The following is a 14,220-nucleotide window of genomic DNA, read 5'->3' as shown; positions in this document are numbered from 1 at the left end:
CGTACATAGCGGACACCGCGTACAGCAATCGGCAAACCGGAGGAATCGCCTGGTTAGGGAACCACCGATTTCACCTCGGCGAAGTGACAAGCCGACAGATGCCCGTCCGTCCGCGGTTCCAGCTTTGGCACCTCCGTCGCGCAAATGTCCGCGGCTTTCCAGCACCGCGTCCGGAAACGGCAGCCCGACGGCGGGTCGATCGGGCTCGGCACGTCGCCTTCCAGCCGGATCACCTGCCGCTGCCCGCGCACCGCCGGGTCCGCCACCGGTACCGCCGACAGCAATGCCTGGGTGTAGGGATGGGACGGCCGCTCGTAAATCTCGTCCTCAGTACCGATTTCGACGATCTTGCCCAGGTACATCACCGCGACCCGGGTCGACAGATGCCGCACCACCGAGAGGTCGTGCGCGATGAACACATAGGACAGTCCGAACTCGCCCTGCAGTTCCCCGAGCAGGTTCATCACCTGCGCCTGGATCGAAACGTCCAAAGCGGACACCGGCTCGTCGCAGATGATCACCTTGGGCCGCAACGCCAGCGCCCGGGCGATGCCGATGCGCTGCCGCTGCCCGCCGGAGAACTGGTGCGGATACCGGTTCACGTGCTCGGGGTTGAGCCCGACCACCTCCAGCAGTTCCTGCACCTTCTTCGCCCGCGAACCCTTGGGCGCGACATCGGTGTGGATCTCGAACGGCTCGCCGACGATGTCGCCGACCGTCATCCGCGGATTCAGCGACGTGTACGGATCCTGCAGCACGATCTGGATTTCCCGGCGCATGCGCCGCAGTTCCGCACCGCGCAGCTTGAACAGGTCGCGGCCCTCGAAGGTCGCGCTGCCGCTCGTCGGCTCCTCCAGGCGCATCAGCACTTGGGCGAGCGTCGACTTGCCACAGCCGGATTCCCCGACCACCCCGAGCGTTTCGCCCGGCTGCAGCTCGAAGGACACGCCGTCGACGGCCTTCACCTGCCCGATCGTCCGCTTGAACAGCACCCCGGTGCGCACCGGGAAGTGCTTGACCAGTTCGCGCACGCTGAGAATCGGCTCACCCACGGCTCTCCACCACCTCCTCGGCGAAGTGACACGCACTGACCCGGCCGAACCCGAGCGCGTGCGAGGACGGCCGCTCGTCGCGGCACCGCCCCACGGCCCGCTTGCAGCGCGGATGGAACGGGCACCCGGACGGAATGTCGAGCAGACTCGGCGGCAGGCCCTTGATGGTTTCCAGGGTCTGTCCTTTGAGGTCCAGCCGGGGCAGCGAATCCATCAGCGCGGCGGTGTAGGGATGCCCGGGCGAGCTGAACAACTCCCGCACGTCGGCCTGCTCCACGATCCGCCCGGCGTACATCACCGCGATCCGGTCCGCGACCTCCGCGACCACGCCGAGATCGTGCGTGATGAGGACCAGCCCCATTCGCCGTTCCCGCTGGATGTCCGCGAGCAGGTCCATGATCTGCGCCTGCACGGTCACGTCCAGCGCGGTCGTCGGTTCGTCCGCGATGAGCAGATCCGGGTCGAGAGCCAGCGACATCGCGATCATCGCGCGCTGCCGCATCCCGCCGGAGAACTGGTGCGGGTAGTCCTTCACCCGCCGTTCCGCCGCCGGGATCCGCACCAGATCGAGCAACTCGATTGCCCGTTTGCGCGCGTCCTTTTTGGACATTCCTAATCGGACGCGCAACTGCTCCTCGATCTGGAACCCGACGGTGAACACCGGGTTCAGCGCCGAAAGCGCGTCCTGGAAGATCATCGCGATCTCCGCGCCGCGGATCTGCCGCCGCCGGTCCGCCGACGCGGTGAGCAGATCCTCGCCGCGATAACGGATCGACCCGCCGGTGATCACGCCCGGCGGCGTGTCGAGAATCCCCATCACGGTCTGCGCCGTGACGCTTTTGCCGGAGCCGGATTCGCCAAGCACGGCAAGGGTTTCCCCGGCATGCACCGAATACCCGACGCCGTTGAGCACGCTGGCCACGCCGTCGGAAGTGCGGAACTCCACGTGCAGGTCTTCGACCTCGAGCAGCAGCTCGTGCTCCGTCGTCGGACCAGCTGAACTGGACACTGTGGACATTGCGGCTACCTCGACTTCGGGTCGAGCGCGTCGCGGATCCCGTCGCCGAGCATCACGAATGCGAGCACGGTGACGGTGACGAACGCACCGGGGAACAGGAGCATGTGCGGGACCGCGCGGAAATAGTCGCGCGCGTCGCTGATCATGACGCCCCACGACACCACCGGCGGCCGCACGCCGATGCCGAGGTACGCCAGCGTCGCCTCGGCTCCGATGGCCGCGCCGAGCGCGATCGTGGCGTACACGAGCACCGGTGCGAGCGTGTTCGGCAGCAGGTGCCGGAACACGATCCGCGGCGTGCTCGCGCCGAGCGCACGGGCCGCCTTCACGTAGTCCAGCTGCTTGGCCACCAGCGTCGCGGACCGCATGATGCGCATCGCCACCGGCCAGGTCAGCACCGCGATCGAGCACACCACCTGCACGATGATGGTGACCTGCCCGGGATTCGTGCCCGGCGCGTTGAACGTGGTGAGGATGACGATCGCGCCGAGCACGAACGGAAGGCCGGCGAAAATGTCGCCGAGCCGGGACAGCAGGCTGTCGACGATCCGGCCGTAGTAGCCCGCGACGATGCCGATCAGCGATCCGAAAAGGACAGTCAGCAGCGTCGCGAAAACGCCGACCAGCAACGAGGCCCGCGCCCCGTAGATGGTCCGCGCGTAGACGTCGTAGCCCTGGTTGTCGTAGCCGAACCAGGCGTCCGCGGACGGGCCTTCGTTGGCATGGGTCAGATCGCTGTATCCGGCGGGGCGGTGCGAGAACAGCCCCGGCGCGATCGCGATCAGCACGACCAGCAGGATGATCAGCGCGGAGATTACGAACGCCGGCTTGCGGCGCAGCTGCCGCCACGCGTCGCCCCACAGACTGCGCGGCTTCTTCGGACCGGCGTCGGCCGAGCTGTCCACATGCGACAGCTGTGCCGCGTCGATCCCTCCGCCGCCGACGAGATTCGGGTCAGTCATAACGGATCCTCGGGTCGAGAACGGCGTAGAGCAGGTCCACGATCAGGCTCATCAGCAGATACACCAGCACCAGCAGCACGACGACACCGACGACGGTCGCGCTTTCCCGGTTCTGGAGGCCGCGGAAAATCAGCCCGCCGAGACCGTTGATGTTGAACACGCCCTCGGTCACGATCGCGCCGCCCATGAGCGAACCCAGGTCGGTGCCGAGAAAGGTCAGCACCGGAATCACCGAGTTGCGCAGCAAGTGAATACCGATGACCCGGCTGTTGGGCTGCCCCTTGGCGATGGCGGTGCGGATGTAATCGGCGTGCCGGTTCTCCGCGATCGACGTTCTCGTCAGCCTCGCGACATAAGCCATCGAAAGGCTGCCGAGCGCGATTCCCGGCACGATCAGCTCGCCGAAGCTCGGATCGTCCGAAACGCTGGCGTCGATGATGCCCAGGTTCACGCCGAGCACGATCTGCAGCACGATCGCGGTGACGAACACCGGGAGCGAGATCAGGAACGTGGTCGAGACCAGCACCAGGTTGTCGAGGAAACCCTTGCCCCGCAACCCGGTCAGCACCCCGGCGGTCAGGCCGATGACGGCCTCGATGAGCACCGCGACGAGCGCGAGGCGCAGCGTGATCGGATAGGAGGTGGAAATCAGTTCGCCGACCGAGGAGCCGTTGAACGTCTCGCCCCAGTCGCCGCTGAACAGGCTTCCGAGGTATTTGAAGTACTGGACGAACAGGTTGTCGTTGAGGTGGAACTTCTCGGTCATCAGGTCGATGTAAGCCTGCGGGCAGGCTTGCTGACCGCATTTGCCGGAGAACGGGTCCCCGGGAACGGCCCACACCAGGGTGTAAATGAGGAAAGTGGTGCCGAAGAACACCGGGATCAACTGGAGCAGGCGACGCAGGACGTAGCGAATCATGCGTGGTTCCTAAGAGTGCGCGCCGGGCTCGTGAGTGGCGATCGCGGTTCTAACCGGGATCGCCACTCACGAGCCGCGTGGTGGGAACGGACGAGTCAGCGCATCACTTCTTGAGGACCTCGACCGACGAGTAGTCCGCGCGGCGGCGGAAGTCGAGGACCACGGTCTTGGTGTGCTTCGACTTGGCCGCGACGCCCTTCTCGTCCCACACCGGGATCGAGGGCAGGTCCTTCGCGATCAAGTCCTCGGCCTGCTGGTACAGCTTCACCGCGGCGTCCTTGTCCGCCGTCGAGTCCGCCTGCTTGAGCAGGGCGTCCACCTGCGGGTTGGAGTACGTCGAGTCGTTCGACGAGGCCCCGGTCCGGTAGAGCGGGTTGAGGAAGTTCTCAATGGACGGATAGTCCGCCGACCAGTCGGAACGGCCCATGCCGGTCAGCTTGTGCCCGGTCACGATGCTGCGCCACTGGCCGAAGTCGGTCGCCGGAACGAAATCGCATTCGACGCCGAGGGTGTTCTTGATGCTGTTGCACGCGGCCACCAGCGGTTCCTTGCGGCCGCCGTCGGCGTTGGAGGCGATGGTGAGCTTGCCCTTGAACCCGGACTTCGCGAAAAGCTCCTTCGCCTTCGCCGGGTTGAACTTGCAGTATTCGCCGCACACGCCGGGCCGGAAACCCGCGATGCCTTGGGAGACATAGCTGTCCGCGGGCACGTAGGTGTCGTGCATGACCGTCTTGGTGATCTGCGCGCGGTCGATCGACATCGAGATCGCGCGGCGCAGGTCGAGGTTGTTGTAGCCGGGCACGTAGTACGGCACCGCGATCGTGCTGATGCCCAGCAGGTGCCCGGTGACCAGGTTGTCCTTGAGGTCGGTCTTGTACTTCTCCGCGGTGAGCGCGGACGGCGGCAGCGTCTCGATGAAGTCGAGCTTGTTGCTCAGCAGGTCCTGGTAGGCGGTTTCCTGGCTGGCGTAGATCTTGTCGACCAGGTCCTTGAACTTGACCTTGTCCGGGCCCTGGTAGTCGTCGAACCGGGTCAGCTTGATCTCGACGTTCGGCGTGCGGCTGACGAACTTCATCGGGCCGTTGCCGATCGGGTGCTTCGCGAAGGCCTCCGGGTCCTTGAAGAAGGAGTCCGGCAGCGGCGCGAACGCGGTGTAGCCGATCTTGGTGGCGAACACGGAGAACGGCGCGTCCAGGGTCACCTGGAACTCGTAGTCGCCCTTGACGACCAGGCCGGACATCTTGTCCTTGGTCGGCTTCGCCCCCTTGTCGGCGGGGTGGACGTCGGAGTAGCCCGCGATGTTCTCGAAGAACGTGCTGTTGATCTGGCCGTTCGCCGAGTTGGCCCCGTAGTTCCAGGCGTCGACGAAGTTCTTCGCCTTGACCTCGGTGCCGTCGTGGAACTTCCAGCCGTGCTTGATCTTGATGTCGTAGACCTTGGAATCGGTCGTGGTGATCGACTCCGCCATCAGGTTGAACGGTTCGCCGCTGTCGCCCTTGTACGCGACCAGGCCGGAGAACATCGGGTCGACGGCCTTGGAGCCGCCGAGTTCGTTGGTGTTCGTGGGGATCAGCGTGTTCTGCGGTTCCGTGCCGTAGACCGTGAAGGTCCCGTTGGGATCCGTTTCCCCCGACGACCCGCTGCTGGATCCGCCGCCCCCACAGGCAGTCAGGAGCAGTGACAAGGTTGTCACGACAGCGGCCGCGCTCCAGAGCCTGGATGAACCCCGCATGTCCCCTCCGTTTCTCGCGTCCGAATAGCGAGATGGAGGCTAGCTCGATCAGCCCTTCGTAACCGGATCACCGGGTTGCACCTGAATAACGACACCGTTCATCACCCGGTCAGCTCACAACTAACTGCGCTTGATGACTTTCGGTGGTTTTGGTACGGGTTTGGCCGCGGGGTGCGCGCCCGGTGATCTCGACGTCGCGGAGCGTTCAGGCGAGCGACAAGGCGATGCCGTCGAGGATGTCGTGCTCGCTCACCACCAGCTGGTCCGGACCACCGCGCGCGGCGAGTTCCTCGGCGAGCACCTGGACGACGACCGCGCCGCCGCCGATCACGTCGACCCGGCCGGGGTGGATCACCGGGTTCTCGGCGCGGGTCGCGCGGTCGGCCGAGAGGAGCTGTCCGGCGAGCTGGTCGATCTGGCCGTGCGTCAGCTTCGACAGGTGCACGCGCTCGGAGTCGTACTCGGGCAGGCCGAGCGAAACCGCGGACAACGTGGTCACCGTGCCGGCGACGCCGATCCAGGTGCGGGCCTTCGCGACGTCCACGACGTCGAACGCCTCGGCGAGGATGCCGCGGGCCAGTTCGCGGGCGGCGGCGATCTCCTCGGCGGTCGGCGGGTCCCCCTTCAGCGCGCGTTCGGTGATCCGGACGCAGCCGATGTCGACCGACTTCGCGGCGGTCACCTCGGCCTCGCGGCCGTTCCAAGTGCCGAGGACAAGTTCGGTGGAGCCGCCGCCGACGTCGACGACCACAAACGGCCCGTCGTCCGGGTCCTGCTCGCCGACCGCGCCGGTGAAGGACAGCCGGGCCTCCTCGTCGCCGCTGATCACCTCGGCCTCGACGCCGAGCGTCTCGCGGGTCATCGCGAAGAACTCGTCGCGGTTGCTCGCGTCGCGGGTCGCGGAGGTGGCGACCATCCGCACCTTCTCGACGCCCTTGCGCCGCGCGGCGACGGTGTAGTCCGCGAGCGCGGCGCGGGTGCGTTCGAGCGCTTCCGGAGCGAGCCGGCCGGTGGCGTCGACGCCCTGGCCGAGCCGCACGATGCGCATCTCGCGGTGCAGGTCGCGCAGGTCGACCGTGCCGTCGTGGCGCGGGGTCAACTCGGCGACGAGCAGACGGATGGAGTTGGTCCCACAGTCGATCGCAGCTACCCGAGGCATGGCTTCGACTTTACTTGGTCTCCGGCGCTTCGCAGGCGAGGCGGGCATAGGCAGGCCCTATGCCCCCACGGCGACATTTGGTCTTTGCCTTTCCTTCTTTTCCGGTTCTACGGTTGACGTGTTCGCCGCGGTTCGGTTCGCGGCGGTTTTCTTCTCTTTTTCCTCGAAAGGTTTATTGGCATGCCCGATTACGGGATAGCGGGAAAACGCGCGGTGGTCACCGGCGGTTCCCGCGGAATCGGCGCGGCGATCGTGGCGCAATTGCTGGCCGCGGGCGCGACCGTGCTCACCACCGCCCGCGCGGCCGGCCCGGCGCCGGAGGGAGCGTCGTTCGTCGAGGCCGACGTCCGCACGCGGGCCGGAGCCCAGACGGTCGCGTCCGCCGCCGAAGAGGTCCTCGGCGGCGTCGACCTGCTGGTCCACAACGCGGGCGGCGCGCGTCCGCACCCCAGCGGCTTGGCCATCCCGGACGACGAATGGCAGGACGCGCTGTCGGTGAACCTGCTGGCCGCGGTCCGCCTGGACGCGCTGCTCGCCCCGGGCATGGCCGACCGCCGATCGGGCGCGATCGTGCACGTCTCCACCGCCGCGGTCCGGCCGCCGTTCCCGCCGTTCCTGCACTACGTGGCGGCGAAAACGGCGCTGGAGGCGTACAGCCGGGGCCTGGCCGCCGAACTGGCCCCGTCCGGCGTCCGCGTCAACACCGTGTCCCCCGGCCGGACCGCCACGCCCGGCGGCTTGGCGACGCGGGAACAGTGGGCGAGCCTGTCGTCCGGCGTTTCGGACTTCCCGGAGGTCCCGCTGGGCCGCGACGGCGAACCCGACGACATCGCCAACGCCGTGCTGTTCCTGCTGTCCGGCCAGGCGAGCTGGCTCACCGGAAGCGGACTGGCCGTCGACGGAGGCGAATACCCGCGATGAACGCTTATCAGGGAAAAACGGCGGTCATTACCGGCGGCAGTACCGGAATGGGTTTCGCCACCGCGAAATTGTTCGCCGACGGCGGCGCGCGGGTGATTATCACCGGCCGTTCCCGCTCCCGTTTGGACGCGGCTTTGGCTCAACTCGGCGCGGATGCGCTAGCTGTCCGCGGCGATGTGGCGTCGCTCTCCGATCTGGACGCACTGGCCGCCCAGGTACCCGGCCCGATCGACGCCCTGTTCGTCAACGCCGGGATCGCCCGCACGGCACCGTTCGAGTCGGTCACCGAGGAGCAGTTCGACGCGGACTTCGCGGTCAACGTCAAGGGCGCGTACTTCACCGTGCAGAAGCTCGCGCCGCTGCTGCGCTCCGGGGCGGGAGTCGTGCTGACGACCTCGACCGCGAACGTCATGGGCCTGCCGGAAACGAGCGTCTACTCGGCAGGCAAAGCGGCACTGCGGTCGATGGCCCGCACGCTCGCCGCCGAACTGCTGCCGCGCGGCGTCCGGGTGAACGCGATCAGCCCCGGTCCCATCGACACCGAGATCCTCGAAGCCGGGATGTCGGCGTCGGAAGCCGCGCAGTTCAAAGCTGCCCGAGCCGCGGCGAACCCGATGAAGCGGCTGGGCACCCCGGAAGAGATCGCCCGCGCCGTCGCGTTCCTGGCCTTCGACGCCACCTTCACCACCGGCATCGAACTGGTCGTAGACGGCGGCGACACCCAGCTCTGACGGTTCAGGCGGCCGGAGACACGGACTCGGACCAAGTCTCCTGCCGCAGGAACTCGAGCAACGCCATCTCCGCCGGCCCCGCCCCGGGCCGGACCGCCGCGACGACGGGCTGGGACACGACCGGAAACACCGGCCGGACGAGGTGCTCGTGGCCTTCCGGCACCGCCGACGCCGGAACGAGCGTCACTCCCAGCCCGTGCGCGGCCCACCGCACCGCCGTCGAGGTCTGCGACACGCGCGCGACCGCGGTCGGCTTCACTCCGTTGTCGCGCAACACTTCGGTGAGGAATCCGTCGAGCGCGCTGGCCGGATCGAACCGGATCCACTGCTCTTCTTCCAGCTCCCGCAACGCGATCCGGTCCTTTTCGAGCAACCGGTGCTTGGCGCCGAGGACGACCACGAACTCCTCGTCGCCGAGGTGGTGGCCCTCGTACAGCCCCTCGTCGCACGCCGAGCCGAGCAACGCGACGTCCAGCACCCCACGCCGGGCGAGCTGCTCCAGTTCGGCCGGATTCGGCTCCTCGAAAACGGTCACCGCCAACCGCGGGTATTTGCGCCGCAACGCCGCCAACGCACCCGGCAACTGCCGCGTCCCCAACCCCATCTGCGCCGCGACGAGCAACTCGCCGACCAGCTCGGCAGCGCCCGCCCGCGCGGTCGCCTGCGCGCGCCTTGCTGCCCGCACCGCGACCTCAGCGTCTCGGAGAAACGCCCGCCCGACGACGGTGGGCACGAGACCGGTGGGCGTACGGGAGAAAAGCTGCACGCCGAGTTCGCGCTCGAGCCCTCGAATCTGCTGCGAAACGGACGGCTGAGCGACGTGAAGCGCCTCAGCCGCAGCGGTCACCGACCCCGCCTCGGCGACCGCCAAGGCGTACTCGAACTGACGAAGACTCATCGGCTCCCCTGCGGTGTGGCGAGGGTATGTAATGGTGTAATCAAGGCTACCTTGATCAGCTGGTAGCCGCCGGGCTGCTGCTCGACGAAACACAGGTCGGCGTCGACGGCGGTGTCGTCGTGGTCGAGGTGCTGGATCCGCAGGTCGGAGTGGTGGACCCGGTAGTCGGCGTTTCAGTCGGACTCCCGGACTGGCTGCTTTGCGGCGGCAGCGCGGTAGGCGTCACCGACGGACGGCCGGTCGAGGCTGGCAACGACGACTCGGTAGTCCGCGGCTGATCCTGCTTCACGGGCGGCGGAGAACTGGACGTCGGCGGCGCGGGAACCGAACTGTCCGGCACCTGCGCGACGCCCTTGCGGTATGCCTCGGCCCAGAGGATGACGGTGGTGACGTAGGCGTCGGAGTTGTTGTAGCGGTAGATCGCGGTCCGCAACTGGTCTGGATTGGCCAGGTCGAGGCCGCCGGAGCAGAGATAGCGCGCCGCCGCGAGCGAAGCGTCGAAGAGATTGCCGGGGTCGGCCTTGCCGTCGCCGTTGCCGTCCGCCGCGTAGCTGCGCCAGGTCGCCGGAATGAACTGGAACGGCCCGACCGCCCGGTCCCACACCGGATCCTGGTCGAGAACGCCGTGGTCAGTGTCCGGAATCGCCGCGTACGGACCAGTCCCGTTGAGCTGCGGCCCGAGAATGGGCTGGAGCGTCGTCCCGGCAGCGTCGACGTACCCGCCCCGCGCGTGATTCGACTCGATCCGCCCGATGCTCGCGATGAGCGCCCAGTCGATATGACAGCCCGGCTGCTCTTTCCCCAGCACGTCCGCCGCATGCCGATACGCGACCAGCGCGGTAGCCGGAATCCCGAGCGGCCCGTCCGGAAGGTCGTACGCAGGGAGCGGAATCGGCGCGGGCGCGTCCGGCAACCGCCCGTCGACGGCGACCCCGCGGATCCCCGGGTCGTAACCCTGATCAGGCCTGACGTCCGCCGAATGCACCACCGGCATCCGCCCGACCCACCCGACGACCACCCCCGCCCCGACGGTCGCCGGAAGCACCCCGAGAACCCCCGCGAGCACCGCGACCACCGTCCGGTGCCGCGAAGCCACCCGCCGAGCCCGATAACGCCCCCACCGAACACGAACCCGTGCACGGCCCATCCATCGGGGTTTGTCCGGCGGCGGACCGACGAGCGCTCGGGTTCTTTTGCGCTGGCCCGCTTGGGGTTCCGTGGAGGCGGGAGTGGTTGCTGTTTTGGTGGCGGCTTTGCTGTCGGCGCTTTCGCCAGCCGACTCTGTTACCTCGCCGCCGCTGGCTTTTTCCCCACCTCGTTCGTCGCCCGCGCCGCTTTCGCCAGCTGAAGCGGCGACAACGGTTTCGCCCGCTACTTCGCCGCCTTCGTCACTCGCGGCGTTCCCGCCAGCCGCACCCAACTCACGACCGACGCTCTCGCCAGCAACGCCGCTTTCGTCAGCCGCAACGCCATTGCTCAATTCGGCCCGACCGGCTTCGTCATCAGCTGTGCCAGCAGCCTGATCGTCCGCGCTGTCTTCGCCGACCGCCCCACCACTGGCGATTTCGACCCGGCCGTCCGCAGCAGGAGACGCCTCAGCACGCACCGACCGCCGAGATCTGCGTGGCACCCGCACTGTCCGCCCCTCCCCGACGCGCCCGGCGGTGCACCCGGGCTCGCCTGCTCGGTGTGAAGCTCCGGTGCGCGCCGCGAAGCTTTCCCACCCAGGCGGGCACCGGCCTCTCCTGTGCCTATCCGCGCCCGAGACCGGAGCGTTACCCGGCGCAGTCGCCCGTCGGCCAGCCCTGTTCGCGGACCCAGGCGAGGGTCTCGTCGCCGAACGGGTTCACCCCCGGTCCGGCCGCGAGCGTGTGCGCGAGGTGGACGTGCAGGCATTTCACCCGCCCCGGCATCCCGCCCGCGGTCACCTGCGTGCCGAGCGACTCGATGGCGTCCCGCTCCGCGAGGTACGTCTCGTGCGTGCGCTGGTAGGCCGCCGCGAGTTCCGGGTCGGTGGCGAGCCTCGCGGTCATCTCCTTCATCACGCCGGACGCCTCCAACGTGCCCACCATCGACGTCAACCGCGGGCAAGTCAGGTAATACAACGTCGGGAACGGCGTCCCGTTCTCCAACCGCGGACTGGTCTGGACCACCGAAGGATGCCCGCTGGGGCACCGCGCGGCCACCGCCCGCAAGGCCCGCGGCGGCCGTCCGAGCTGCTGCGCGATGACCTCCCGGTCGGCATCGGTGACGGGCTCGAATCGGGGTGTCTCCGTGCTGCTGTTCACGCTCCCCAGGCTAATGCCGCCGCCCGCCCGCCCCCTCGCGACCTCCGCCGAAACGGCCGAGTTGTCCACAACCGGCACACCGTGTGGACAACTCGCCGCAGCCGCCTCCACGCCCCTCGCGATGTGGTTAGCGTGGAAGACAGCCCGAAGCTTCGCCGCCAAATCCAGCCGTTGGGAAGAAAGGTCAATCGGAAATGCTGCTCGAAAACCCGAAGCTCCAACACCGCGCAGATCGGGGTCCGCCCAGCCTCGAGAACCACCGACACCGACGACCTTAAGGAGCGTGCCTACGACCCATCCGCACCAAGCCCCGAACGGCTTATCCGCCGGGACCCCGCCACCTCAATGACCCCGGCCGACCGCCAACTGTCCAGACACCCAGCCCAGCCGCCAGCCTCACCGCTCAACAGTCCCAGCCAACCATCAGCCAGCCCAGCCAAGAACCCCACCAACTCAACGACCCCGGCCAGCCGCCAGCCGTCCCAGCCGCCAACTGTCCGGCGCATCCGCCATCCCGCCCAGCCGCCAGCCATCCGGCACCCAGCCGCCAGCCCGCCCAGCCGCCAACTGTCCAGCCAAGCCGCCAACCGCCAGCGTCACCCCAGCAACCTCAGCCCCCGGAAACCTGCGCCCAAAGATTCTCGTACCAAGGCGCCTGCGGAGCAGGCTGCTGCCCGGGCTGAGCAGCCGTCGGCGATCCCGGCTGGTCCTCCGGCAGCTGGACCATCCACGGGGTCTCGCCCGGCTTCACGTACCGCAGCCGACGTCGGGCTTCCGCCTCGATCTGGGCCGGGTCGCTCAGCTGGGCCTTGCGGTCGCGCAGCTGGGCGACCTCGTGCTGGAGCTGGGCGAGCTGCGCTTCCTGGTCGCGGACCTCGGAGCGCTGAGAAAGGTAGGTGCGCAACGGAACAGCGACGGTGAAGGCCAGCGCGCACACCACGATCGCCACCACGGCGGCGCGCCGGGTGGTCGACATGCCGAGCACCTTGGCCGCACCGGAGGCGCGTTTCGCCGCAAGGCCGCGGCGCAGCCGGGCCCTGGTCGTCTCCGTCGTGCCCGCGCCGGTGCGGCGCCGGGCCGACGCGGGGCGGCGGGCCCTGCTGGACCCGCTTCCCGCTGCCCGGCCGCCGCGGCGGCTGCGCGCCCTCCCCCGGTCGGCCATGTGCCCCTCAGGCCTCCGCGCTGAACCGCGGGAAGGCGAGGTCGCCGGCGTAGCGCGCGGCGTCCGCGAGGGTTTCCTCGATGCGCAGGAGCTGGTTGTACTTCGCGATCCGCTCGCCGCGGGCCGGGGCGCCGGTCTTGATCTGGCCGACTCCGGTGGCGACCGCGAGGTCGGCGATGAAGGTGTCCTCGGTCTCGCCGGACCGGTGGCTCATCATCGACTTGTAGCCGTACGACGTGGCCAGCGACACCGCGTCCAGCGTCTCCGACAGCGTGCCGATCTGGTTGACCTTCACCAGCAGCGCGTTCGCCGCGCGGCGGGTGATGCCCTCCTCGAGCCGGTCCGGGTTGGTGACGAACAGGTCGTCGCCGACGAGCTGGACCTTGTCGCCGATCTCGGAGGTCAGCTGGACCCAGCCGTCCCAGTCGTCCTCGCTCAGCGGGTCCTCGATGGAGACCAGCGGGTAGTCGCGCAGCAGTTCGCCGTAGTACGCGGACATCTGCTCCGCGCTGCGCTTCGAACCCTCGAAGGTGTAGGCGCCGTCGGAGTAGAACTCGGTCGCGGCGACGTCCAGCGCGAGCGCGACGTCCCGGCCCGGCGTGTAGCCCGCCTTCTCGATCGCGGCGAGGATCAGGTCGAGCGCCTCGCGGTTGTTGGCGAGGCTCGGCGCGAAACCGCCCTCGTCGCCGAGGCCGGTGGCCAGGCCGCGGCCCTTCAGCACGGACTTCAGCGCGTGGTACACCTCGGTGCCCCAGCGCAGCGCCTCGCGGAACGACTCCGCACCGATCGGCGCGATCATGAATTCCTGGATGTCGACGTCGGTGTCGGCGTGCGCACCGCCGTTGAGGATGTTCAGCATCGGCACCGGCAGCACGTGCGCGTTCGGCCCGCCCAGGTAACGGAACAGCTCCAGCTCGGACGATTCCGCGGCGGCCTTCGCGACGGCCAGCGAGACGCCGAGAATGGCGTTCGCGCCCAGTCGCGACTTCGCCGGCGTGCCGTCGAGGTCCACCAGCTTCTGGTCGACGATCCGCTGGTCGACCGCGTCGACGCCGACCAGGTCCGGGCCGATCTCGTCGAGCACCGCGGCGACCGCGCGCTCCACGCCCTTGCCGTTGTAGCGGCCGGTGTCCCCGTCGCGCAGCTCGACCGCTTCGTGTTCGCCGGTCGACGCGCCGGACGGCACGGCCGCCCGCGCCAGGGTGCCGTCGTCGAGCGCCACCTCCACCTCGACAGTCGGGTTCCCGCGCGAATCGAGAATCTCGCGCGCGCCTACCTGCTCGATGAGAGCCACGCTCTGCTCCTTGGTGGGTCGTGCCTGCGGTGACGCCGCCCAGAGTAACCGCCCAGCGGGTTCACCCGTTGGAGGCCAGGCCGG

At 68.5% G+C, this 14,220-nt stretch carries 13 protein-coding genes; 2 read left to right on the top strand and 11 right to left on the bottom strand.

Annotated elements, in window-relative coordinates; all coding sequences use genetic code 11:
• Nucleotides 1-53: 53 nt before the first annotated feature.
• The 6 genes from F9C12_RS29455 to F9C12_RS29430 form a co-directional block, all read right to left on the bottom strand.
• Nucleotides 54-1,052 (bottom strand): ABC transporter ATP-binding protein, encoded by a 999-nt coding sequence (locus F9C12_RS29455; RefSeq protein ID WP_409185022.1) that lies wholly within the window; start codon nucleotides 1,050-1,052, stop codon nucleotides 54-56.
• On the bottom strand, nucleotides 1,045-2,070 hold the full coding sequence (locus F9C12_RS29450; RefSeq protein ID WP_409185021.1) for an ABC transporter ATP-binding protein: 1,026 nt from the start codon (nucleotides 2,068-2,070) through the stop codon (nucleotides 1,045-1,047). Before F9C12_RS29450 ends, F9C12_RS29455 begins: the two co-directional genes overlap by 8 nt.
• A 5-nt stretch (nucleotides 2,071-2,075) precedes the next feature.
• On the bottom strand, nucleotides 2,076-3,032 hold the full coding sequence (locus F9C12_RS29445) for an ABC transporter permease (protein ID WP_409185020.1): 957 nt from the start codon (nucleotides 3,030-3,032) through the stop codon (nucleotides 2,076-2,078).
• Nucleotides 3,025-3,951 carry an ABC transporter permease gene (locus F9C12_RS29440; protein WP_409185019.1) on the bottom strand — a complete coding sequence of 309 codons (927 nt, stop codon included), beginning with the start codon at nucleotides 3,949-3,951 and terminating at the stop codon, nucleotides 3,025-3,027. The genes F9C12_RS29445 and F9C12_RS29440 overlap by 8 nt, the downstream gene beginning before the upstream one ends.
• Before the next feature lie 103 nt (nucleotides 3,952-4,054).
• The gene (locus F9C12_RS29435; RefSeq protein WP_409185018.1) at nucleotides 4,055-5,683 is read right to left on the bottom strand and encodes an ABC transporter substrate-binding protein; all 1,629 of its coding nucleotides are present in this window, start codon (nucleotides 5,681-5,683) and stop codon (nucleotides 4,055-4,057) included.
• 205 nt (nucleotides 5,684-5,888) lie between these two features.
• A complete protein-coding gene (locus tag F9C12_RS29430; protein WP_409462517.1) occupies nucleotides 5,889-6,842 on the bottom strand; it encodes an exopolyphosphatase in 954 nt (317 codons plus the stop codon).
• A 180-nt stretch (nucleotides 6,843-7,022) separates the two neighbouring features.
• Between F9C12_RS29430 and F9C12_RS29425 the strand changes: the two genes are divergently transcribed.
• Nucleotides 7,023-7,763, top strand: a complete 741-nt coding sequence (locus F9C12_RS29425; protein WP_409462516.1) for an oxidoreductase — start codon at nucleotides 7,023-7,025, stop codon at nucleotides 7,761-7,763.
• The gene (locus F9C12_RS29420; protein ID WP_409185015.1) at nucleotides 7,760-8,494 is read left to right on the top strand and encodes an SDR family oxidoreductase; all 735 of its coding nucleotides are present in this window, start codon (nucleotides 7,760-7,762) and stop codon (nucleotides 8,492-8,494) included. Before F9C12_RS29425 ends, F9C12_RS29420 begins: the two co-directional genes overlap by 4 nt.
• A gap of 4 nt (nucleotides 8,495-8,498) precedes the next feature.
• Here the strand turns inward: F9C12_RS29420 and F9C12_RS29415 are convergent, their stop codons facing one another.
• From F9C12_RS29415 to eno, 5 genes are all read right to left on the bottom strand, one after another.
• On the bottom strand, nucleotides 8,499-9,392 hold the full coding sequence (locus tag F9C12_RS29415) for a LysR family transcriptional regulator (RefSeq protein WP_409462515.1): 894 nt from the start codon (nucleotides 9,390-9,392) through the stop codon (nucleotides 8,499-8,501).
• A gap of 55 nt (nucleotides 9,393-9,447) precedes the next feature.
• Nucleotides 9,448-10,539, bottom strand: a complete 1,092-nt coding sequence (locus F9C12_RS29410; protein WP_409462514.1) for a lytic transglycosylase domain-containing protein — start codon at nucleotides 10,537-10,539, stop codon at nucleotides 9,448-9,450.
• A gap of 628 nt (nucleotides 10,540-11,167) precedes the next feature.
• Complete coding sequence (locus F9C12_RS29405) at nucleotides 11,168-11,689, bottom strand: DUF501 domain-containing protein (protein WP_409467098.1); 522 nt, start codon at nucleotides 11,687-11,689, stop codon at nucleotides 11,168-11,170.
• A 601-nt stretch (nucleotides 11,690-12,290) separates the two neighbouring features.
• Complete coding sequence (locus tag F9C12_RS29400; protein WP_078870811.1) at nucleotides 12,291-12,656, bottom strand: septum formation initiator family protein; 366 nt, start codon at nucleotides 12,654-12,656, stop codon at nucleotides 12,291-12,293.
• 193 nt (nucleotides 12,657-12,849) lie between these two features.
• Entirely contained in the window at nucleotides 12,850-14,136 is a 1,287-nt protein-coding gene (gene eno, locus F9C12_RS29395) for a phosphopyruvate hydratase (RefSeq protein WP_409185011.1), read from the bottom strand.
• Between the last annotated feature and the right edge of the window lie 84 nt (nucleotides 14,137-14,220).

The organism is Amycolatopsis sp. GA6-003, from assembly GCF_046267895.1.
Classification (GTDB): domain Bacteria; phylum Actinomycetota; class Actinomycetes; order Mycobacteriales; family Pseudonocardiaceae; genus Amycolatopsis.
The sequence above is the reverse complement of the archived record's forward strand: the minus strand, read 5'-3'. Positions and strand labels throughout refer to the sequence as shown.